The 22,132-nt window shown below is 55.0% G+C and carries 17 protein-coding genes; 8 read left to right on the top strand and 9 right to left on the bottom strand.

The window, feature by feature from the left end; translation table 11 throughout:
• Positions 1–60: 60 nt before the first annotated feature.
• The 5 genes from MKJ04_RS18055 (at position 61) to MKJ04_RS18035 (ending at position 6,059) form a co-directional block, all read left to right on the top strand.
• Positions 61–1,266, top strand: a complete 1,206-nt coding sequence (locus MKJ04_RS18055) for an efflux RND transporter periplasmic adaptor subunit (RefSeq protein WP_241643070.1) — start codon at positions 61–63, stop codon at positions 1,264–1,266.
• Positions 1,267–1,376: 110 nt separating this feature from the next.
• Positions 1,377–1,997, top strand: coding sequence for a DUF3347 domain-containing protein (locus tag MKJ04_RS18050; protein WP_241643069.1), 621 nt, complete (start codon positions 1,377–1,379; stop codon positions 1,995–1,997).
• Between the two features lie 752 nt (positions 1,998–2,749).
• Positions 2,750–4,573 carry a YncE family protein gene (locus MKJ04_RS18045; protein WP_241643068.1) on the top strand — a complete coding sequence of 608 codons (1,824 nt, stop codon included), beginning with the start codon at positions 2,750–2,752 and terminating at the stop codon, positions 4,571–4,573.
• Between the two features lie 3 nt (positions 4,574–4,576).
• Complete coding sequence (locus MKJ04_RS18040; RefSeq protein WP_241643067.1) at positions 4,577–5,320, top strand: hypothetical protein; 744 nt, start codon at positions 4,577–4,579, stop codon at positions 5,318–5,320.
• A gap of 283 nt (positions 5,321–5,603) precedes the next feature.
• Positions 5,604–6,059, top strand: a complete 456-nt coding sequence (locus MKJ04_RS18035; protein ID WP_241643066.1) for a DMT family transporter — start codon at positions 5,604–5,606, stop codon at positions 6,057–6,059.
• A 1-nt stretch (position 6,060) separates the two neighbouring features.
• On the opposite strand, the gene MKJ04_RS18030 is transcribed toward MKJ04_RS18035, so the two are convergent.
• From MKJ04_RS18030 to MKJ04_RS18020, 3 genes are all read right to left on the bottom strand, one after another.
• Positions 6,061–6,294: a hypothetical protein gene (locus MKJ04_RS18030; RefSeq protein WP_241643065.1), complete on the bottom strand. Its 234-nt coding sequence runs from the start codon at positions 6,292–6,294 to the stop codon at positions 6,061–6,063.
• A gap of 135 nt (positions 6,295–6,429) precedes the next feature.
• The gene (locus MKJ04_RS18025) at positions 6,430–7,734 is read right to left on the bottom strand and encodes an amylo-alpha-1,6-glucosidase (RefSeq protein ID WP_241643064.1); all 1,305 of its coding nucleotides are present in this window, start codon (positions 7,732–7,734) and stop codon (positions 6,430–6,432) included.
• 147 nt (positions 7,735–7,881) lie between these two features.
• Positions 7,882–9,438, bottom strand: a complete 1,557-nt coding sequence (locus MKJ04_RS18020; protein WP_241643063.1) for a vitamin K epoxide reductase family protein — start codon at positions 9,436–9,438, stop codon at positions 7,882–7,884.
• Positions 9,439–9,632: 194 nt separating this feature from the next.
• On the opposite strand from MKJ04_RS18020, the gene MKJ04_RS18015 reads away from it, so the two are divergent.
• The gene (locus MKJ04_RS18015; protein WP_241643062.1) at positions 9,633–10,280 is read left to right on the top strand and encodes a hypothetical protein; all 648 of its coding nucleotides are present in this window, start codon (positions 9,633–9,635) and stop codon (positions 10,278–10,280) included.
• A 144-nt stretch (positions 10,281–10,424) separates the two neighbouring features.
• On the opposite strand, the gene MKJ04_RS18010 is transcribed toward MKJ04_RS18015, so the two are convergent.
• Entirely contained in the window at positions 10,425–11,759 is a 1,335-nt protein-coding gene (locus MKJ04_RS18010) for a PQQ-dependent sugar dehydrogenase (protein WP_241643061.1), read from the bottom strand.
• 330 nt (positions 11,760–12,089) lie between these two features.
• Between MKJ04_RS18010 and MKJ04_RS18005 the strand changes: the two genes are divergently transcribed.
• Positions 12,090–13,184, top strand: a complete 1,095-nt coding sequence (locus MKJ04_RS18005; RefSeq protein WP_241643060.1) for an SDR family oxidoreductase — start codon at positions 12,090–12,092, stop codon at positions 13,182–13,184.
• A gap of 303 nt (positions 13,185–13,487) precedes the next feature.
• Here MKJ04_RS18005 and MKJ04_RS18000 read toward each other — a convergent pair whose 3' ends face one another.
• From MKJ04_RS18000 to MKJ04_RS17980, 5 genes are all read right to left on the bottom strand, one after another.
• On the bottom strand, positions 13,488–14,891 hold the full coding sequence (locus MKJ04_RS18000; protein WP_241643059.1) for a sialate O-acetylesterase: 1,404 nt from the start codon (positions 14,889–14,891) through the stop codon (positions 13,488–13,490).
• A gap of 73 nt (positions 14,892–14,964) precedes the next feature.
• Positions 14,965–16,194 carry an AGE family epimerase/isomerase gene (locus MKJ04_RS17995; protein WP_241643058.1) on the bottom strand — a complete coding sequence of 410 codons (1,230 nt, stop codon included), beginning with the start codon at positions 16,192–16,194 and terminating at the stop codon, positions 14,965–14,967.
• Position 16,195: 1 nt separating this feature from the next.
• The gene (locus MKJ04_RS17990) at positions 16,196–17,416 is read right to left on the bottom strand and encodes a glycosidase (RefSeq protein WP_241643057.1); all 1,221 of its coding nucleotides are present in this window, start codon (positions 17,414–17,416) and stop codon (positions 16,196–16,198) included.
• A gap of 79 nt (positions 17,417–17,495) precedes the next feature.
• Positions 17,496–19,367, bottom strand: coding sequence for a sodium:solute symporter family protein (locus MKJ04_RS17985; RefSeq protein ID WP_241643056.1), 1,872 nt, complete (start codon positions 19,365–19,367; stop codon positions 17,496–17,498).
• Positions 19,368–19,439: 72 nt separating this feature from the next.
• On the bottom strand, positions 19,440–20,639 hold the full coding sequence (locus tag MKJ04_RS17980; RefSeq protein ID WP_241643055.1) for a glycoside hydrolase family 26 protein: 1,200 nt from the start codon (positions 20,637–20,639) through the stop codon (positions 19,440–19,442).
• A gap of 544 nt (positions 20,640–21,183) precedes the next feature.
• On the opposite strand from MKJ04_RS17980, the gene MKJ04_RS17975 reads away from it, so the two are divergent.
• Positions 21,184–22,056, top strand: a complete 873-nt coding sequence (locus MKJ04_RS17975) for an AraC family transcriptional regulator (RefSeq protein WP_241643054.1) — start codon at positions 21,184–21,186, stop codon at positions 22,054–22,056.
• Positions 22,057–22,132: the final 76 nt, after the last annotated feature.

Raw genomic sequence — 22,132 nt, 5'->3', positions numbered from 1 at the left:
AACCAGCAAGCCCATCCCGATTCAATCATTCAGGTAGTCAGAAGTAAAAAGTAGAAAGACATGAAACGATACCGAAATATAGTGCTGCTCGTGTTGGCCCTGGCCACCGTTGCCTGCCAGAGTGAGCTGAGCCATGAGCACGACGATGCCCTTGCCGATGGCACCACCTATACCTGCCCGATGCACCCGCAGGTGGTGCAACAGGAGCCGGGCACCTGCCCCGTGTGCCACATGGACCTGGTGCCTGTTTCGCAGAGCGGCAAAGACAGCGGCGAGCTAATGCTGAGCGAAAACCAGATGCTGCTGGGCAATATCAAGACCTCCAAAGTGCAGTCCGGGGAACTCGCCAGCAACGCCATCCTGACCGGAAAGCTGGTGCTGGACGAGACACAGACTGATGTGATCAGCAGCCGGGCGGCGGGCCGTGTGGAGCGCCTCTTCCAAAAGGAAACAGGGCAGCAGGTCCGGAAAGGGCAGCCCCTGTATGAGCTGTATTCCGAAGAGCTGCTGACGCTGCAGCGGGAGTACCTGCTGGCCCTGAAGCAGCAGCAGGAACTGGGTACCCAAAACCCGCGGTTCGCCTCCTTCCTAAAGGCCGCCAAAAGCAAGCTCCTGCTCTACGGGCTCACCGAGGGGCAAATCAGAACTCTGGGGAAAACGGAGCAACTATCTCCCCGCATTACCTTTGTAGCCCCTGCCGCTGGGGTAATTACCGAGATTGCCGCCGCCGAGGGCCAGTACGTGGCCGAAGGGGCCGTGCTATACCGCCTGGGCAATTTAGGCAGCATTTGGGTGGAGGCAGAGCTATACCCGCAGGAAGTGGCGGCTGTGCAGGCCGGCGACAATGTGCAGGTGGCTGTGCAGGGATTCAGCAAATCGGTGCCAGCCAAGGTTACCTTCATCAGCCCGGAGTTGCGACAAGGCAGCCAGGTAACGGTGTTACGCGCCGAGCTGCCAAATAAAGACGCGCAGTACCTGCCTGGCATGCAGGCAAACGTGGTGCTTCCGGGCAAAAACGGGGCGGCACTGCTCGTGCCCACCGATGCCGTGATCCGCGACGGGCAAGGCAGCCATGTATGGGTAAAGACCGGCAGCAACACCTTTCAGGCCCGCATGGTTACGCTGGGAGAAGCCAGCGCCGACAACGCCTCGATTCTGAGCGGCGTGAAAGAGAATGACCAGGTGGTGACATCCGGGGCATACCTGCTGTATAGCGAGTTTGTGCTCAAGAAAGGCGCAAACCCCATGGCCGGGCACAATCACTAACACTGAATGGCTGCATTAAGGAGGAGCGCATTATAACTCTCTCCTGCAGGCAGCCAGTATACCAAAGCAGAATTCAACAACCAATTATTCAATAACTCAAAATTCTAATCATGAAAAAGACGTTTTTAGCAGCAGCGTTCGTCGCTGCATTCACCTTCTCGGCATGTTCAGAAAACAAGACCGCTGACACTGAAGCCACCGCCGAAAACAGCGCGGCAGCACAGGAAGAAATGGCTACCCCTGCTACCGTTGTGGTAGAAACACCGGATTATACCACCGTAGCCGAGCCCGTGCAGACGCAGATCAAGCAGTTGGTAGACGAGTACCTGAACCTGAAAGAGGCCCTGGTAAGCGCCGACGCCGAAGCAGCCAAAAAAGCAGCCAACAGCGTGCTGACACTTGCCAACGCGATGCCAGTGGCTACCCTGACAGGCGATGAGAAGGCCTACGCAGAGGAAAAGACAGCTCAGGTAAAGGAAAGCGCCTCCGCTATTGCCAATGCCTCGGATATTGACGCGCAGCGCGCCAGCCTGGACAAGTTGTCTGAGTCGGTGTTCTCGATGGCAAAGGCGTTTGGTGCCACAAACCAGGAGCTTTACTACCAGCACTGCCCCATGGCCAACAACAACGAGGGCGCTTACTGGATCAGCACAACCCAGGAAATCCGCAACCCATACTTCGGCGACAAGATGCTGAAGTGCGGCAGTACCCAAGAGACGTACAAGAACTAGTAAACCTTTTTTATTTGGGAAGGCAGAGTGGCGCAGGCTGCTCTGCCTTTTTATTTCAGGTATTATACCCTTATCAAATAGATTCTGCGCATGTATAAGTGTTTGTGCAGAATAACCTACCTCTCCCCCTCCCAAGAGGTAGGGCCGTTAAGTTCTAAGAATTTGCACCATGTCTTCACGTAAAGATTTAATATAGCAGAAAAACGATTCTCCCCTTGAGGGGAGTTAGAGGGGTGTTTGCTCTTTGCGGAAGGTTATTTTCGCTGGCTTTACACCCCTGCGGTCCCCTCAAGGGGACAATTTTCGTTAGAACTTAACGACCCTACCCTCCCAAGAGGGCCCCTACCCCCACGAGGGGAATTGCTCTAATGAAAGGCAACGCTGTATGCGCTTATCAATTGATATTGGTATAAGATCAAGGCCGGATCATCGCACAGCACAGCACTCCAACAGCACTCTATCAGCGGTGCACTGCGCAGCGCTGGAGCATTGCGCCATTCTAAAGGAGAACACCCTAAAAATCCAATCGTTGAAAAGGAGTGATGTTGATAACACAGAGGCTCGGGGCACAGCGCTTTTTGCGTGTCAGGGGGAACTATTAAATTGCACTTTACAATCCTTTACAAAAGTCGATTCTTAACCCCAAAAGGCAAGGTAGCTTCAAAAATTGCACTGATAAAAAAAATTGGCAACATCCTGTTAATGTGTATATTTGCTCGCACAGAGTGCCCCCCAATTTATTTTATCAGCCTATGAAACAACGTATACTCCTACTGGTGCTGGCTTTGCCGTTCCTGTTCTTTTCCTGTGATTACAGCCCTTCTGGAGAGCACTACGAGGAGATCAACCCGAAGCCGGCGGTGCTTGCAGATTTAACCCTCCACCCGGATAAGGACACGCTCTATGTCCGCGGTCTGATCCTGTTTGACTTTTCGATTTCGCTGCCTGGCCGAGCCCTGCGAATGTACCAGTTGAAGCTAGATGGCACGCTGCTCACTGAAGGCTACAAAGACGCTGATACACACGCTTTTATTTCTGGTAACTACGGCAACGGTTTCCATACCCTTCAACTTTCGGCGCAGGGTAACTCGGGCACAGGCAGCCTGGCCGATAAGGTTGGCGCGGAGGTGCTAGAGGTATACCGTACCTGGACCATATACATCGAAAACGGCCCTCCTGCGGCGGTAGCCATCACAAAGGTTGAACCCGAGAACGGAACACTCCGCCTTGAGTGGCAACAGAGCAGCTGGCGGACATTTGCCAAGTATGAACTCTACCGTATAAGATTAGGAGGCCCCTTGGAGTTGATGGCCTCCATCTCAGACGTGAAGCAGACCTCCTGGCGTGACACCACGTATATTGGCGGCCTTGTCAGTTATTGGATTACCGTGTCCGAGTTGCAGGACAGTTACGACAAATATACTACAGGGCCTACTTACACGTATCATTACCCGCTCCCCACAATCGTACAGCAAAGCTACGATGCCGCACATCGGCTTACAGTGGCTTTCACCACGACGCCTTTCTACAAAAACTTCGAAAGCTACGCCCTTACTTCCCCGCAGGGGTTAAGCTATCTCTCTGAAGTTCAAACAGACACGGTCGTAACCTTTGAGGACCCTGGTTTCGGTACTGATTTCGCCTTTCGGCTGGTTGCTTATCCCAAAAAAGTCAATAAAGAGTATTACTATAATACGCATTCCACCTACAACAAGGTAGCTGGGTATGGAACTGCCTGGGGGCCTCAACCGCTGGCCAGCCTTTGGGTAAACACGCAGGAAAACCTGTTCTATACGGGTAAGGATAATTGGCTGGAAGTGACAGACGCCTCTACGCTCCAAGTCAAACACAAGCGCAGGACTTCATTCCATACACCCGAATTCCCTCATTTAACAGTCTCCGCCAACGGCCAGCATGTGTATGCCATAGAAAATGATACAGTGTATAAACTCGACCCGCGCACACTTGAATCAATTGCGATCTACCGTATACAAGCACTGTTGAGTGCCGATGGCTTTTATGGTAACATCAGCTTAGAAGGCTGCAGCAACACGAACAGACTGGTGATAGGCGCCAAAACCTCTTCGTACAGGGACTCTATATATGTGGTGGATATGCACCAGAAAAAATTGCTTAAGCAGCAGCATTCAGCCGCGTATCCAAGGGAAACCACTATAAGTCCGGACGGCAAAGCCCTGCGCATATACGATGCCTACTTAGTGGAGCAGGGCAATGGCAACTGGCAAAAGCAGGCAATTGGCGACACCGAAACTACTTTAAGACTGATTTTCCATCCAGATAAGCCTTGGTACGGGATTCAAACCGATACGAGGCTGGAGTTTTACGCGATACACAGTGGAGCATTACAAACGGCAATCGCTACTGAAGTGAAACTCAATCGCTTCAGCATAGACGCTGCCTCCGGTTTCCTCTACGGAACAGCCGAAAACACCCTTTACGTTTACAACCTCGAGACAGGCAGGCTTGTGCGAAAACAAAAGCTGGCACAAAACGGGATTGACATATTCCTTTTTAAAGACAAGATTTTCTCCTCCGACCGGTACATCCCCCTCTAAGCCATGCAAAAGCTGAATTTATATCTGTTTGTGCTCCTGTTGCCGCTTGTGTTCGATGCTGCCGCTCAGTCGGGCGTATACCTGGAGCTTAGGGCGGGTGCGGGCACCTTTGGCATGAAGTCGATGAAGGAACTGCAGCAACAGGCGGTCCATACATCTGGAATTGATGCCAAAACCACCGATACCTTCGGGCCATACGTGCAGTTTGGTGCAAACGTGCTGAAAGACCTGAATGAAAATACGCGTGCAGGCATTTTCGTGGAGCATGGCTCAACGGGTGGCCGCGTGAGTTACCGGGATTACTCCGGCGAGATCCTGATCGATGACCTGATGAGTTACAACGCGGTGGGTGGCATGCTCTACTCACATTATGCCATTCGAGAGAGCAAGCTTCATTTTTTCAGTGGTATGGAGTTGAACGCCTTTTTCAGCAAGTTGGTGCATAAAGAGTATTGGCGCATTTATACTGAATCCGCTGAAAGTGAGGACACTTTCAAAGCCATCGGTGTAGGCATTAAGCCTTTCGTGGGGCTGCAGTACCCAGTGGTTCATCTGCCGCTGCGTCTTAGTGTAGGGTATATGGCCAGCGCAAGCGCCCCCTTCCATGAGCCCGGCAAGCCGAAAAATAAATTGACCCGCAACGCCGACGGTAAATCCCTGGAGCCAGGCTGGAGTGGTTTAAGGTTGAATCTATCAGTGGCATTTCCGCTATTTGGCAAGGACGGAAAGCATTCCGGTGTAAAGTAGCTGGTACATAGCCTTATACCCAATCATTTGTGCCGTATATTTAATTTTATGATTTCATAACCAAATTGCCCCCAGGAAGTGATATTTGTAGCGGAAAATGAGGTGTACAAGCTATACCTGCGTTAGTGCTTCTCCAGTTTAGATTCCAAAACTAAGAGTAACTTCTATACCCTTTGAAAGGCAATAAAATCGTTTTGACGATTGAGGGTATAAAAGGGGCTAAGGAAGTATAAAAAACTATACTTGAGAAATTTGTTAACTTCAGGTGTAAAAATCTCTCTTTATGCCTTCAATCTCCCTCAACTGGATTCTTCTACTCCCTTTTCTGGCCGGTATGGCGGTTACCACGCAGACGGCTATTAACGGGCAACTGCGCACGGCGGTACATAGCCCGCTGCTAACGGCTTTTATCTCTTTCAGCATTGGCACGCTCGTGTTGGGCACGCTTGTGCTCCTGACCCGGCAGGAAATACCCACCCTGAAGCAGTTCTCCGAGATAGAGGTATACAAACTGTCGGGGGGCTTGCTGGGCGCATTTTTTATCACCGTCGTGATTCTGTCGGTGCAGCGGCTGAGTGTAGCCAACATCTTCTCGCTGGTGGTGGCTGGCCAGTTTATCCTAGCGCTCATTTACGACCACTTCGGGTTGCTGGGCGTACGCCAAAGCCCCATCACGCTGACACGGCTGGCCGGGGTGGCAAGCCTGATCCTGGGAGCCTACCTGATCAACAGAAAGTAAGCTACAAATGGTTGTGCCGGTGATAAGCCTTGGTATGGTTTGGGCGCACCAGCAGCCACACGAATAAACCAAGCGGCCAGGCCAGAAATGCCACCACAATGGCCACCAGCCATCCCGGCCTGTTTCGCTGCTCCGCGTCTTTGTAGGACCACACGATGCTCCATACATACACAATCAGGATCAACAGGCCCAGCAGCATGCCGATAATCCCCATACCTAAAAAAAAGTCTCCCATTGGTTCCACCGTTTTATGGTTGTTCGTTCAACACAAATCCTTCCTCTATTTCCAACGAACACTTTCCCAATGAGTTAAGCATAAAAATACATTTATTCAACATTTTGCTAGACAATTCAGCCACGAACTGTGAAATCAGTTGGCTGAGGCACCGTTCTGGGCCTGCATCATGTCCAGAACCAGCCCCGACCAGGTAAAGCTGTGCGCGCCCAGGCCCTCGCCGGTAAACGGATTGTAGTACTCCCGGAAACCGCTTTTGGCAATCAATTCCTTCACGCTGCGCAGCAGTTCCGCTGCCTCTTGGGTATACCCTTTGTCTAGCAGGAAGCGGTGCATAAACCAGTTGAACATGACCCAGGTGGGCCCCCGCCAGATGTATACTGACTCGCCCGGGTCGAAGGCGGGCTCATGCACCGACAGCGAGGGCACTGGGTATGGCACACGGAAACCGTCTTTGTGAAAAAGGTGCCGCTCCAGCACCGCCTTGCACACCGCATCGGGTATGTTAGGTAGCGCCACCGGGAAGAAAACGGTAGCCGTGGCCACCTTCAGCTGTCGCATGCTGTGGCCCGCGAGGTCGTAAAACGCCTGATCTTCGGCATTATACATATACTTCAGGATGCTGGCGCTGCACTGTTGCGCTTTGTCCCGGAAAAACTGCTGCTCCGTATCGCCTGCCTCCGCGCACAGGTCTGCCAGCGCAAGCAGGTTCAGCGCGTAAAGGGTGTTAAAGGCCACATCCTTTACAATGAAATTGTCCTGGGCGTAGATCTTCTTCAAATCATACCCACGCCGGAAGTTGCCCATCTCGAGCCACATCACTTTCAGGAACAGCATTTTGCCCGCCTTTCCCCTGCTGTAATTCAGCACCGGGTCATAGCTCGCCTTCCAGTCCATACCCGATTCGTAGGGCGTGATGATTGACAAGAGGCCCTCCTGCTCGAAGTCGCGGTTTTGCATCAGCCACTTATAGTAGCGCTTCAGCTTGGGCAGCATCTCCTCCAGAAAGGCTTTGTCGTGGGTGCGCTGGTAGATGCGCTCCACGGCCTGCGCCACCAGCGGCGGCTGTATCAGCGCCGACGAGTGGGGTTTGTGCAGCCGGAGCAAATCCTTGGGCCGAAGCTGGAAAATATCTGTGATGCGTGCCGGAAAGGGATGCTTCCAGTAAAGGATGTGCCCCACAAACCCGTCCTCATCCTGGAGCAAAAACAGACTGCGGATGTGTTTTTTGGCCATCTCGTGCTCTCCCAGGCTGGTGAGCGTGTTCACATGGAAACAGGTGTCCCAGAAATACTGAAAGGGATAGGTGTCGGGCGAAGGCTTGGTATAGTGAAACGTGTAACCGCCATTGCTACCCTCAATCATGTTTTCGAACAGCAGCTGCCGTACACGCTCCTCAATTTCCTGCTCTGTTATCTCCTGATCTTTGATTTCCTCCACGGGCTCGGGTTTGGTATGGACTGAATGGTTTCGTTTTATTTACTTTCCTGCGTTGGTATATGCACCGGCAGGCGGGCACCATACCTGCTCCCAAGCCTCATCGTAAACGCGACAGGGAGACAGGTATGGCACAGCCGAAGGAAGCGTTTATTTAATGTAAGCGTTCCAACCGGCATAGCGCTGCGTAACCGGGCCCAGCGGCAACGACAGCGCCGCCACTGCCAGGCCAAGCACCACACCCGTGATGCCCAGGCCCGTGGTGTTGCCGCTCACAAACCAGGGAGCCACCGCCAGGGCAAGGCCCAGCAGGATGTTGGCATACCGGCAAATGCGCATGGGCTCTCCCATGCTCACCGCTGCAAACACCACGATCAGGGAGCCGCAGAGATGGAACACGTCTGCGGCGGTTTCCTGTATACCCACGCCAAAAAAGGCCGGGGCCGCCACCAGCGCAGCGCCCAGCAACACCGATACCACCAGTGTCCACGGGAAGCTTATACCCCAGATAGACGCACTGTACACAGGCCCCGGCTTTTGCGGAAACGCCATCAGCTCCGGTGCCTCGTCCTTTGCGTCGCTCTCGATGGTGCCGCCTTTCCAGAACAGCTTCCAGAAGCCTTCGCCCTGCTTCATTTTCTTTTTCATGAACTGCACCATCGCCACCACTTCATCCACTTCCAACGGAATCATGGGCAGCATGATGATGGCGGCCAGCAGGCAGAACGAGCACCAGGCACCCACCAGAATCGGCTGGCTGATCACCAGGAAGATGTGCACAAAACCAAGCGGGATTACCAGAATGCCGAAAACAGCCACCATCCAGGGCATGGTGCGCCAGCGGGAGGGCGCGCCCATCCACCCCATCAGAAACTCAAAGGTATAGGCAATTGCCCCCAGGCCCGCGTCAGAAACGGGCATTGCGTGCGACATGCTGGAATTGAGCACCTGCATGCTGGATTCCCCGAAAAAAGGGTCCCACACGGTGTTGATGTAGCCGAGCTGAAACGCCGCCAGGTAACGAGAAACCACCCAACCGAAGAAACCGAGCACCATCATGATCCAGCGCTGCGGCCAGCTGGAGGGGTTGTAGCTCCAGCCCGGAGGGGTATCGGGGCCCATCTTCATGTACATGATCATGTTGGGCATGCCCGGTATCAGGATGGTGAGGGCGATGATGAGGGCACCCACCATGGTATCGTTGAGGTAGGCCACCGCCGTGGGCGACCAGAACAGCAGCGGGGCCATGGTAAGCCAGATACCCACAAAGCAGCAGATCCAGAGGCTGACCGGTCGGTTCGGGGTGAGGCCGCGCCACCCGAAAAACAGCAGCAAGGCCCCACTGATGATGTCGCTCCACTTCATGAACTGGATGCGCTGCTCCAGCGAGAGCCATACCTCGCGCCCACCGGACGGCTCCACCGTGCCCACGCTATAGTCGAAGGTGAGGGGCGAGAGCAACACCCAGGCGCCGAGCAGGATGATCATCCAGTATACCCAGAGGGTTTGCATGTGATGCATCTCCAACATTTTCTGGCGCATCTCACCGCTCATCTTCATGTCGCCTTTGTCCTCTTTCTCCTTTCCGTCGCCGTGCATTTCCTTGTTGTGCTGCCGCACTTCTTTCTCGGCCATGGGTCGGGTTACGCCGCGCATGCCCATTTCGTGGTGGCCGCCTTGGCCATTTTTGTTATCGTTTTTGTCCATAGATGTGGCTAATTAAGTACTTCTGAACGTTTACACGCCCCTTTGCATACGAGGCATCAGCTCAAAGGATATTGCCACGGCCAAGACGCTGCAATTGATGGCGCGGCACCAACTTCAGCCCTGCCAAACCGTATTCTCTCTGACTATGACATTGAAATAAATCATTTTAAAGCATTCGAAACGCAGCACACGGTATGGGACTGAAAGACTTGTTTGAGAATCTGAAAAAAGAAGTGAAGGTGATGCAGGGCGAGGAGACGAAAGACAAGGTCTACACGAACCATCATGAGTTTGCCGACGAAGCCACCGCCATACAGGAACTGGAGCGGGCCAAGCAAAAACTCTTTGACGTGAACCAGTGGACCAAAATGGCCGGTTTCAACTCGGAGTTCCATTTGCACGACGGCAACGGGCAACGCACCACGGCCCAAAGGCCCGAGGTCGGGTTTTATATAGAGATCATCCTGCCAGCCTCCACCATCGAGAATTGGGTGCAGATTACAGATATTCGGGTTGAGGATAACCTGGCTGAGTTTATCGTACACCCGAGCGAGAAGCCCCAGGAAATAGGCCACGGCGAAAAAACAATCGAGCATTTCTTTATCAAGGAGGCCAGCAGCACGTTCCGGGTCTTGCGGGAGGGCAACACGCTGCATGCCTTTGAGATCGGAAAAAACGAGGGCATCAACAACCAGGGCGAAGAGGCCGGTGACCGCGCCCTGATGAACACGCTGGTAGCCGAAGGGGGCTGGGCGGGCATACAGGCGCTACAGTGGGACAAGCTCACGCGCTACCTCGTGCACCTGGAGGAAGCAGAGCCGATTGAGAAAGGCGAGGAATAGAAGCGAAACGCCGCAAAAGAAACGCACAGAGGGCAATCCCACCAATGTAGGGTTGCCCTCTGTGCGTTTCAGGAAAACGGGTTTGGAAGCCGGTTTATACCCTCTCACCTTGCGTCTTTCCATAATATGCGTAGGTATGGCGCGTTAATCCACCCTGAAGACCATGCCTGTATTGCCCTGTGGACCTACGTTGTCGGTGGTCAGGACGTATACCTCGCCGTTGTTATCCTCTCCGAAGCCAAGCAGAAAGTGGCCCAGTTCCTGGTCCGGGTTGTTTTCGATGTCCAGTTTCCTGAAGCGCCAGTTGGGGCTGCCGGCCTTTGCGTTTGCCGCATACAGTGCGCCGCCACCGCCCTGCCCCTCCGACCATACCCCAAACAGGTACTGGCCTCCGAGATCGATATAGTTGTCTTTGCCCCGGTATACATAGCCGCCTACTACCACTAAGCCCAGGCCATCGGCAAAATTGCTGCTGTTCTTAAACTCAATCACCGGGTCTATCAGCAGGTTTCCCCAGATGTCCACATCCGGGCACTGCACCAGCGGGTTCTTGTTGTCGGCGGCGTTAAAGCAGTGGCGGCCCTCCTTGATGTTCCAGCCGTAGTTGCCTCCTTTGGTCACCACGTCAATCTCCTCATACAGCGCCTGTCCGGCATCGCCCAAAACCAGCATGCCGGTTTGGCGGTCGAAGGAGTAGCGGTACGGGTTCCGGAAACCGAAAGCATAGATTTCGTCAAGCCCCTCCTTGCCCACAAACGGGTTGTCGCCGGGTATGGAGTAGGGCATGCCGCTGTTCACGTCGATGCGGAGCACGCTACCCAGCAGGTTCTGGGAGATATCCTGCCCGTTGCCCCCGGCGTTTTCCGCATACCAGTCTTCCACGTGGCCCACGCCCACGTCGTTTGCCCCGCCCCCGTCACCCAGGGAGATATAAAGGTACTTGTCTATCGGGCTGAAATGGAGCGTGCCGCCGTTGTGGTTGCCCTGGGGTTGGTCCACTGCCAGTATGATTCGTTCAGAGGAGGGATCGGCCATGTCGGGGTTGCCCTGCATCATCCGGAACTCCGCGATATGGCTGGTATGGTTGAAGTTGGCCGGGGCACCGCCGCGCAACGGGGCGCTGTAGTACACAAAGAAACGGCCATTGTAGGCGTAGTCGGGGTGAAAGGCAAGCCCGAGCAAGCCCCGCTCGTCGTAGTTTGGATTGAGCGACACCAGTTTGCTCTTCAGATCCAGGAAAGGCGTTTCCTGTAGCGTTCCGTCCTTTATCAGGCGAATCTCCCCGATCTGGTCCAGCACAAAAAGCCTGCGCTTGTCACCCGGCGCCTGGGCAAGGAAAACCGGCGAAGTCAGGTTTTCGGCCACCAGGTCGAGCTCAACGGCATCGCCGCCCCCCACATGAATCGGGAAGTCGTCCTCGTGGCACGAGAACACGAGCAGGCAAACCGTAAAAAGTGTAAGTTTGATAAAATGTTTCATAGTGTTTTGCTTTAAGTATAAAATGAACACGCATTATTTGGTCGGTAATATTATATATAAACGTATTTTTATTATACTAAACCAGACCTCCACTAATATTAAACCAGTATAAACGGCTTAATATCATGCGCTTACCAATGCCTGACAAACCACCCCTGGCGCTAATGCCACTGTAGCGGCATCGGCAATACTGCTTCATACCCTATCGTGCGCCAAAATCCTGTGGCCCATCCGCTGCCCGCAACACCGATCTGACATACCTACAACTTAACCCCGAGGGCAGGCGTACCATCAGCAAAAGAAATTGAGTGTAGCTAATCAGAAAAAACTATGAAATACAATCAGCATGAAGGCCGCAAAGGTGTAGCGGTTGTTACGGGAGCCTCGGCCGGGCTTGGCCGCTCCATTGCCCGGGAGTTTGCCCGGAATGGGTATGACGTGGCGCTGCTTGCCCGCGGCGTGGATGGCCTGGAGGGCGCCAAAAAAGAGATTGAGGAGATGGGCCGCAAAGCGGCGTATTATCCGGTGGATGTGGCCGACGCTGACGCTGTGGAAGCAGCGGCGGAGAAAATAGAACAGGAACTCGGTGAGATTGAGGTATGGGTGAACAATGCCATGAACAGCGTTTTCAGCCCGGTGAAGGAAATGAAGGCCGAAGAGTACAAACGCGTGACCGAGGTAACCTACCTGGGCCAGGTATATGGCACGCTCTCGGCGCTCAAGCGCATGCTGCCCCGCGACCGCGGTTCTATTATACTGGTGGGCTCGGCACTCGCCTACCGCGGCATTCCGCTGCAGTCGGCGTACTGCGGCTCCAAGCACGCCATCCAGGGCTTTTACGACTCGCTGCGCACCGAGCTGATGCACGACAAAAGCAACGTGCAGGCAACAATGGTGCAGCTTCCGGCCATGAATACCACGCAGTTTGGCTTCGTGAAGTCGCGGCTCCCGAACAAGCCCCAGCCGATGGGCAAGATCTACCAGCCCGAAGTAGCGGCCAAAGTCATTTTATATGCCGCCGAGCACAATCGCCGCGAGTACCGTGTGGGCTATCCCACTTTGCAGGCAATCATCGGGAACAAGATCGCCCCGGGGTTTGCTGATTACGTGCTGGCAAAAACCGGCTTCGAAGGGCAGCAAACGAACGTACCGGAAGACCCGAACCGCAAGAACAACCTCTGGGAGCCGATCCCCGGCGACCACGGCGCGCACGGCACCTTCGACGACAAGGCTACCTACTCCAGTCCGCAGGTATGGCTCAGCCTTCACCGCGACAAAGTGCTGACCGGGGTACTCGCCCTCGGCGGCTTACTGCTGGGTGGCATGCTGGCTGGCGGCAACGGCAAAACCACGAAAAAGAAGAAAAAGAGTAAGGGGAAAAACAAAAAGAATGGCCCGAAGCGGCTTCCGTTCTTTAGTGCTTAAAGCAAGAAGACAGGTATAACCCTCCGATGCAATTAAGAAACAGGAACGCCCCGGCATGTAGACGGGGCGTTCCTGTTTTAATGTATACCATTATCAGTAGAATTTGCACTCTGCTCTTTCGGGCTTCCCAGCCCGAAAGCCACCTGCCGGGGATTTCCTAATCCCCACATGTCGGCTGACGGTATGGCCTTCTGACCAAATAACCCACCCCTACCCTCTCCGAGAAGGGAAATAATGTAACTTATTGATTTATAGCATCTACAAAAATTTAAAACCTGTACAACTACAAAGGTTCACATTGCATTATTGAACGACGGCTTCGTTCTCCGTGCTGAAGGTAGAGGCCGGAAGCCCAGCTTTGTTGAACAGCGTGGGCGTCACGGCGTTGCTCCACTCGTAACGCACGGCCACCGGGTGCTTCACCGACTTTGCCTGCACCACCACGGTGTTGCCCACGAGCCTGGCGCTGGCCGGCACAAACTGGTGATCTTCGCCGGCCACTTCAAAATTCTGCAGCTCTTTGCCTTTCAGCACCAGCCCACCGGCCGCGTAGTCAAAAGAAAGCGTTGCTTTGCTGCCCTTCACCTGCATGTCCCGGTAGAGCGGCCCCGAGGCAGGGCGGTCGGTTTTGCCGTAGGTTTTGTGTAGCGCCAGGTTGGCCAGGCGCGCGCCCACGTCAATTTTGTTTCTGGGATGGATGTCGTCATTGTTGCCGATGTCGCTTACCACAACCATACCCGTGTTTGGCACCTTCAGACTGCGGCGCTGCGCATCGCGCAAAATCGCACCCGCCTGCGGACCGTAGTCTTTGTAGGGCGCGATCTGCACAAAATAGAACGGGAAATCATACCCCCAGTCGGTGCGCCAGTTCTGGATGAGGGCGGGCAATAGCGTGGCATAGGCTTCCGGGCTCCCGGTGTTCGACTCGCCCTGATACCACAGCGCACCGGCAATCCGGTAGGGTATAAGCGGAGCGATCATGGCATGGTAGGCTTTACCCGGCTGGATAGGCCCCCACGGCACTTCCTTTTGCGTTGCCGCTGCTGCCTTCAGCACGGGGTCGCCGGCGATTGTCCCGGGGCTCACCCATACCTCCCCCGGCGTGCCGCCCCAACTGCTGTTGATGATGCCCACCGGCACATCGAGCGCCTGGTGCACGTCCCGCCCGAAAAAGTAGCCCACGGCGCTGAAGTTCTTCACCGTTTCCGGGGTGCTCACCACCCACTCCCCCTGCAGGTCGAGTTGCGGGCCGTCGGCGGTCTGGTGCGCCACGCTGAAAAACCGTATCTCCGGGTAATTGGCCTTCGGGATTTCCTGCTCGCCTTTCTCTATCCCGCCACCAACCGGCCACTCCATGTTCGACTGCCCGGAGGCAAGCCATACCTCCCCCACCAGCACATCTTCCAGCACAATGGTGTTGTAGCCTTTGATGGTGACGGTATACGGCCCGCCTGCGGCTGGCGTGGTTAGCTTTACCTGCCATTTCGCCTGGTTGCTGGCCTTGGTTTTGATGGGCTGCGCATCCCAGCTTCCGGTCACGGTCACCTCCTCCCCGGATTTGCCAGAGCCCCATATCGTGATCTCTGCCTTTTGCTGCAACACCATGTGGCTGCCGAAAATAGCCGGCACAGACACGGCTTTCGCCCTGTGCGACACACTTAAACCTAACACGACCAGTAAGGGAAGGAGAATTGATTTTCTTATCATCAGGTATGATCTTTAAAAGCGGTTTTTCATTTTCACAGCATAAGGGCGCGCTGTGCCTTACGCTAAGTTACACTTATTCAGCATTAAAAAGCAGTTGCTCGCAGCGATGCACCACCTCCAGGCAGGCCCGTGCGTTGTGGTAAGGGCATTTCCAGAAACCGATCTTGTCCTCGGTTGTCATGGAGGTATAATCGTCGTATACCCCCCAGATCCACTCGCCTCGCACTTTGTCCAGCAGGTGCTTTTTTGAGAACGCCCAGGCGTTGCGCGAATGCTCCAGGAAAGTCGCTTGCTGTGTCAGTTGATAGGCGTTCAGGAAGCCGACCATCGCCTCGGCGCTCACCCACCACTCGCGGTGGGTGTCCGTGTGTCCGTTTGTGCGGTTGAGCTCATGGTATAAACTGCCGTCGGGCTGCAGGGCTTCGGCGGTGACCTGCGCCATCTGAACGGCTACTTCTTTTACCCGTTGGATCAGTTCCTGCTTTCCCAGCACCTCAGCCGCCTCCAGCAATAGCCAGGAAGCCTCGATGTCGTGGCCATAGGACACCAGATCGGCGGTAGGTACCCAGTCAGCTGTCAGGAACAGCTTCATGTGGCCGTCGGCAGCTACAATTCTCTTTAGGAAAAGCATCAACAAGCCTTCCAACTGCTGCGCCAGGTGCTTGTCGGGCCACACGCGGTAGAGGTTGGCGTAGGCCTCCAGGATGTGCAGGTGCGTGTTCATCGTCTTGGGGTCGTTGCGGTCTTTCTCGCTCAGGCGCAAGTCTTCCAGCAACTCCCCTTCCCTGCTGAACGCCTCGAAATAACCGCCCTGCTCCGGATCAAAACTATGCTGCTCGATCCAGTTAAAAAGCTCTTTTGATGTTTCCAGCGCTGCCTCGTTCCGGGTTGCCAGGTAATACTCCGTGAGACCGTAAATGGTGAAAGCCAGCGCATAAACCTGCTTCCGGGTGCTCAACGGATTCCCCAGCGCATCCACAGACCAGTACGTGCCACCGTATTCTTTATCCAGAAAATACCGCCGCAGATAGGTATAAGCCCTGTCGGCCATCAGGCGGTATCCTTCGTTTTGGGTATGGCGGCAGGCAGCGGAGAACGTCCAGAGAATGCGGGCATTGAGCACGCCGCCCTTTGGGGCATCCGGCACGATATGGCCCTGGCTGTCCATCTGGCCGATAAAGCCTCCGTGCGCTTCATCAGGTGCATACAGCATCCAGAAGTCCAGAATGCGGGTGAGCTCTGCCGCAGCCTCCTGCTGGTATACCGCAAGGGTATGGCCGGTGCCTTTTTCTGCTACGGCCATCCTACACAAGCCCTTCGTGGTGGGCTACCGGTTCTGCGTTGGCTGCCTCGAGGTAAGCCAGGTTTTGGTTGATCAGGTCGTTGATCTGGTGCACGGATGCGGCAGACCTGAAGCCGTCTTCGGGGGTGTTGACGGTATAATCCAGCAAGCGATCCACCGTTGAGGTCGCCACGTGCATGCGGGTGTCGGAGGAGGCGTAGTAGATGAACACCGTGCCGTCATCGTCCAGGATCCAGCCGTTGGCAAACACCACATTCGACACGTCGCCGACGCGCTCTTCGCCTTCCGGGGCAATAAAGTATCCGGCGGGTTTGTGAATCACTTTGGTGATGTCGTGGAGGTCGGTCATGAAAACATACAGCACGTAGCGCAGTCCGGCGGCTGTGTTGCGCACGCCGTGCGCCATGTGCAGCCAGCCTTTGTCTGTTTTGAGCGGGGCCGGCCCCTGCCCGTTCTTCACTTCATACACGGTATGGTAGCGCTTCTCGTCCAGGATGATTTCCTCCGGCACCACCGCATTTTCCATCGAATCGACGAGGCCAAAACCGATGCCCCCGCGCGAGCCCGCCTCGATGAAGGAATCCTGCGGACGGGTATAGAGTGCGTACCTGCCCTGCACAAACTCAGGGTGCAGCACCACGTTGCGCTGCTGCGGCGAGCTGGTTTTCAGGTCGGGCAGGCGCTCCCAGGTAATCAGGTCTTTGGTGCGGGCAATACCGCACTGCGCGTTGGCCGCCGACTCGTCGCCCAGCGGCGCGTTTGGGTCTTTGCGCTCGGTGCAGAAAAGTCCGTATATCCAGCCGTCCTGATGCTGCGTCAGGCGCATGTCATACACATTGATGTCGGGCTCGTCTGTTTCCGGCAGCGTGATCGGGCGCTCCCAGAACTGAAAATTGTCCACGCCATTGGGGCTCTCCGCCACTGCGAAGAAAGACTTGCGGTCCATACCCTCCACGCGCACCACCAGCAGGTACCTGCCGTTCAGTTTGATGGCACCCGCGTTGAAAGCCGCGTTCACGCCGATGCGTTCCATCAGGTATGGGTTGCTGTCGGGGTTAAAGTCGAAGCGCCAGGTGAGCGGCGCGTGCGCTGCCGTCAGGATGGGGTAGGTATACCGGTCGTACACCCCATTGCCCAAAGGCTGTTTCTCGTTTTGCCGTGTAACCAGGCGTTGGTGTGCGCTCTGTAGGTGCACCAGTCTTTTGTTGAAGGCAGTTTTCATGACAAGCGTATACTATCGGTGTTTAAATTGTTAGGTTGCAGCGGCATTCCCTGCTTGCAGGTCGCTGACAGCAGGCGCGCTATCGGGTAACGAGCGCGTCTTTTTTGTGTTTCGGGATGGCGGCGTTGTTCTGATCCAGCTTGTCCCACCAGGTCTTCTTCAGGATCAGGCACACGACCAGCAGGATGCCCAGGGTAACGTACAGCTCGGTGTGCATCCGGATGACCAGGTAGATCGGGGCGAGCGTCAGGCACATCTGTCCCAACACCCCGATCACCACGTTGAACATATCGCGTTTGAAGTTCTTGTTTTCGGTGGCCTCCGGGTTCTCGGCCTTCACCAGCTCCGCAATCGGTTTCCAGAATCCCCAGGGGCGCACACTCAGGTAAAAGCTTTTCAGGGTCTCCACATCGGTAGGCGGCGAGGTGAGCGTGCCGATGATGCTTCCGGCCAGCGAGATCACCAGCAACAGCGGAAAGTAGTAGAGGTCCAGCCCGTCGAATATGTACGGGAAGATGAGCGCAGGGAGGATACCGGCCAGCATGCCCCAGAAAAAGCCGCTGCTGTTGAAGCGCCACCAGTACCACTTCAGCACGTTGGCCGAGATATAGCCCCCATACAGCCCCGCCACGATCCACTGCAGGATGGTGTTCACGTCTTTGGCGAAAAAGCTGATGGCCACGCTGATCAGCACCACCACCACGCCGGTGGTATAGTTCATGCGGCTGACCGTGGTGTTGGTAGCGTTGGGGTTCACGTACTTTAAATAAATATCGTTGACGATGTAGGCCTGCGCCGCGTTGAGGGTGCCCGCAAAAGTACCGATGAAAGCCGCCAGCAGTCCCGCCAGGATCAGTCCCATCACCCCGGTCGGGGCAAAGTTCTGGATGGCGGCCGGCAATATCCGCTCGAAGTCGATGCCCGAGGGCGACTGCAAATTGAGTTGCTGGTAGTTGAGCAGGGCCAGCACCGTGAAGCCGATGATCATGAGGTAGCGCGTCGGGATAAGCACCAGCGACACGAACCCGCTCATCTTGGCGGCATCCTGCGGCGAGCGCGACGACAGGATCTTCTGCATGTCGTAATTCGGCGTTGGCCCCGCCACACTGGCCAGGATACCCTTGAACACCATCAGCATAAAAAACACCCCGAACATGGAGTAGCCGTCCTGGTTTATCTTCACGTTCACCTCATCGATAATCCCAGTCCAGTCCAGGTCCTGCAGCGTGGCCCCGAAGAAAGGCGTTCTCCAGGCCTCGGGCACGTTTAGAGCGGCCGTGTCGAGGTTGTTCATGGCCATCACCCCGATTACCACGGCGGCCACAGTCATGATCACGAACTGTAGCACATCGGCCCACACGATACTGGCCATGCCCCCCAGAATGGAGTAGAAAACGGCGAAGGAGGTAAACACAAGCCCGTAAAAGTGCGGCACAAACTCGGCGGCCACCTCAAATGGGATATAAGGCTGGACATACGCCCAGGGCACAAATATCTCCACAAACTTGCCCAACCCGATAAAACCATAGGCCAGGAAGCCGAGGCAGCTGATGAGCGCGAACACCACCACGATGCCATGCGATTTGTTGGCATAGCCTCCCCTGCCAAAACGGGTCAGCATCCACTCAGCGCCCGTGGTTACGTTAGACCGGCGCAGCCAGGCCGCCAGGAACATCATCAGGAAAATCTGGTTGAAGGAAGGCCAGAGCCACGGGATCCAGATGCTTTTGAGGCCATACACAAAAGACAGCATCACCATCCACATGGTGCCGGAGATATCGAACATACCGGAGGCGTTGGACAGGCCCAGGGCATACCAGGGCAGGGTGTTGCCGCCCAGCAGGTAGGCATCCTTGTTCACCTTCGCCCTCCGCTGCATGATGAGGCCTATCGAGGCGACGGCAACCAGGTATAGGAGCACAATGCCTACGTCAATCGCGGTTAGTTTCATGTATGATATCTTTTAGCTGATCTTGTATGTATGGAAGTATATATCGGTTCGGGTGCCTGGCTATATGGCCAGCTAATTGTCGCCCAGCGCGACGGGCTTTTTCTGTTTGCCTTTGGGCGGTGCGCTGTAAATATCCGCTGCCTGCACGTCTTTCATGAAGAACACGTCCGGGCGGTTATAGAGATTTTTAAAGTCTTCCGCGCTTTTCTGCCCCGGGAACGGCGCGAAGTAATGGCTGTTGTTGGCGTTGCGCCATACCAGCACGTACGAAAGGCCTGCATCCTGCACTACCGGCAGCACCGTGCTGGTCCACCAATTGGCCAGGGGCAGGTTGCCGAGACCGGTTTCGGTAAAGGCCCATAGCTTGTTTTTCTCCTGCCCCAGTTGGCGCACGGTTTCCACCATCCGGCGGGCATCTCTGATAAAGGCTGTGTCGGGGGCCGGTGAGGTATCCGTGGAATCGATTCTGGGGCGGTGGTAGAGGTCGAAGCCCAGCACATCCACATAGTCATCGCCGGGGTAGCGCTCCAGGTAATCCTCGCGGGAGGTGAACCGGTCGGTGGAATAGGCGATCAGGATGTTGTTGGCGCCCTTGTCGCGGAGGTGTTTTACGGTATAGCGCCACATTTTCTTGTAATCCTCCGGCGACACGTGGTTGCGCCCCCACCAGAACCAGCTGCCGGTATGCTCGTGCAGCGGCCGGAACACCACCGGAATCAGCTCGCCGTTCGGGCCTTTGAGGCTTGTGAGATAGTCCGCCACTTTATCCAGCCAGCCATCATATACTTTCAGGGCAGCCGGGTCTGAGAACAGCCGCTGTATGGTGGAGTCCATCGGGTCCCAGCTGGTTTTTGCGGGGTCCAGCGGGTTGTTGAGGTGCCAGCTAAAGGTGTTCAGTCCGCCCCGCTCGTATACCTGCCGGGCAAAGCCGCGCATCTGGTCAAAGGGCACGCTGTCCAGGTTCATGGTACTGCCCAACTCCAGGTGGCCCAGGTCCCAGCCAACCACTGCGGGGTAGTCACCCACCACGTCCTTGATGTCAGACCTTCCCTCCTCGTATTTCCAGCCCAGGCCATAGGCCAGGTCATCCTGATGGCCGAACATCACGCCCTTTTTCGAGAGCTGCTTCAGGTTGGCATACAGATGACGGGTTTCCTGCGTGGCCTGCAGGTTCACCGGCAGGCTCTTGGAGGCCGCGAACTGCATTTTCCGGGAGCAGGATACCTGCAAAAAGCATGAGGCGAGCATGAAGGCAACAACGATTCGGGACATGGCATTTCGGTTATACTATTCGGATGGCTTTCGGACACGCCACCAGGTTTCTTTCGTTACAGGTTACTGCTGGCATTACCGGACTTCGGGTACCCGGTGTCATATCATTTTAGATAAACCATGGGTATCCAGCACATTACAGCAACAAACTAATGCAATGAGGCGCTTATACCTCACATTACAAAACTAGATAGATTTACCCCTCGTTTATAATACTATTTTATCAAATACTTGACTAATTCATCGTACCCTTGCATACATCTGCTTTCATTATAGTTAATTAGTAACACGAAACGAAGTTTAACCATTTAGTTGTAGCGGCTGCCTTATCCTGAGAAGTTATACGCAACAGGATTTGCAGTTTAGGGCGGTGCCCACACACCGTCTTTTATGCGCGTAAGCCTGTGGCCGTGGGGGTATAGCCAAGTTTATACCGCCTGCCAGGTATGAGTGCCCTGCATGCTGGCGCTGCTGTTCTTGTTTCACCATGTTTCCCGGCACAATCCTGCGTAGCGGGAGGTGCCGCCCTAAAAGTAGAGGACTTATGACGACTGTTTACAGAGAAATCACGCCCCTGACCCAGAACGATTGCTTCACGATCTTTTCCAGAAACAAGCAGGAGTTTAAATTCCCGCTGCACTACCACGAGGAGTTTGAGCTGAACCTGATCTCGAACGCTGCTGGCGCCAAACGCGTTGTCGGGGACCACATGGAAGAACTGGACGACCTGGAGCTGGTGCTGGTGGGCAGCAACCTGCCCCACGGCTGGTTCACGCACAATTGCCAGAGCGAGCGCATCAGCGAGGTAACCATACAGTTTCACCGCGACTTGCTGGACGATAAGTTTCTGCGGCGCAACCAGCTGAGCTTTATCCGGACGCTGCTGGAGCGATCTTCAAAGGGCATTTCTTTTTCTCGGGAGACAAAGGAGGCCTTTAAGCCCCGGATCGAGCAACTGGCCCAGAAAAGCGGCTTCGACTCGGTGCTGGAGCTCATCTCGATCCTGCACGACCTGTCGCTCTCCCGCAACATGCGCACGCTGTCCAACAGCTCGTTCAACTCGGAGCAATTCAGCTATTACAGCCGCCGTATCGAGAAGGCGTTTGAGTACATGCAAGCCTATTACGACAAAGACATCTCACTGGCAGACCTGTCGAAAGTGGTGAACATGCCGGAGGTGTCCTTCAGCCGGTTCATCAAGAAACGCACAGGGAAAACCTTTATCGAGAGCCTGAACGAGATTCGGCTCGGCCACGCGTCCCGCATGCTGATCGACACGACTGAAACGATTTCGGAGATCTCCTACAAGTGCGGTTTCAATAACCTGTCCTATTTCAACCGCATTTTCAAACGCGAGAAGGGGTGTACCCCCAAGGAGTTCCGTCTTAATTACGCCAGCTCCTGCGTGATTATATAAACTCAAGTTGTGTGGTAGGCTCTAAAGGTAAAAAGAGAAATGGTTGGCTAACAAGAAGCCAAGCACCTTTAGCAGA

Origin of the sequence: Pontibacter sp. E15-1, assembly GCF_022601975.1 — a bacterium.
Classification (GTDB): domain Bacteria; phylum Bacteroidota; class Bacteroidia; order Cytophagales; family Hymenobacteraceae; genus Pontibacter.
This window is presented reverse-complemented; position numbering and strand designations above follow the sequence as displayed.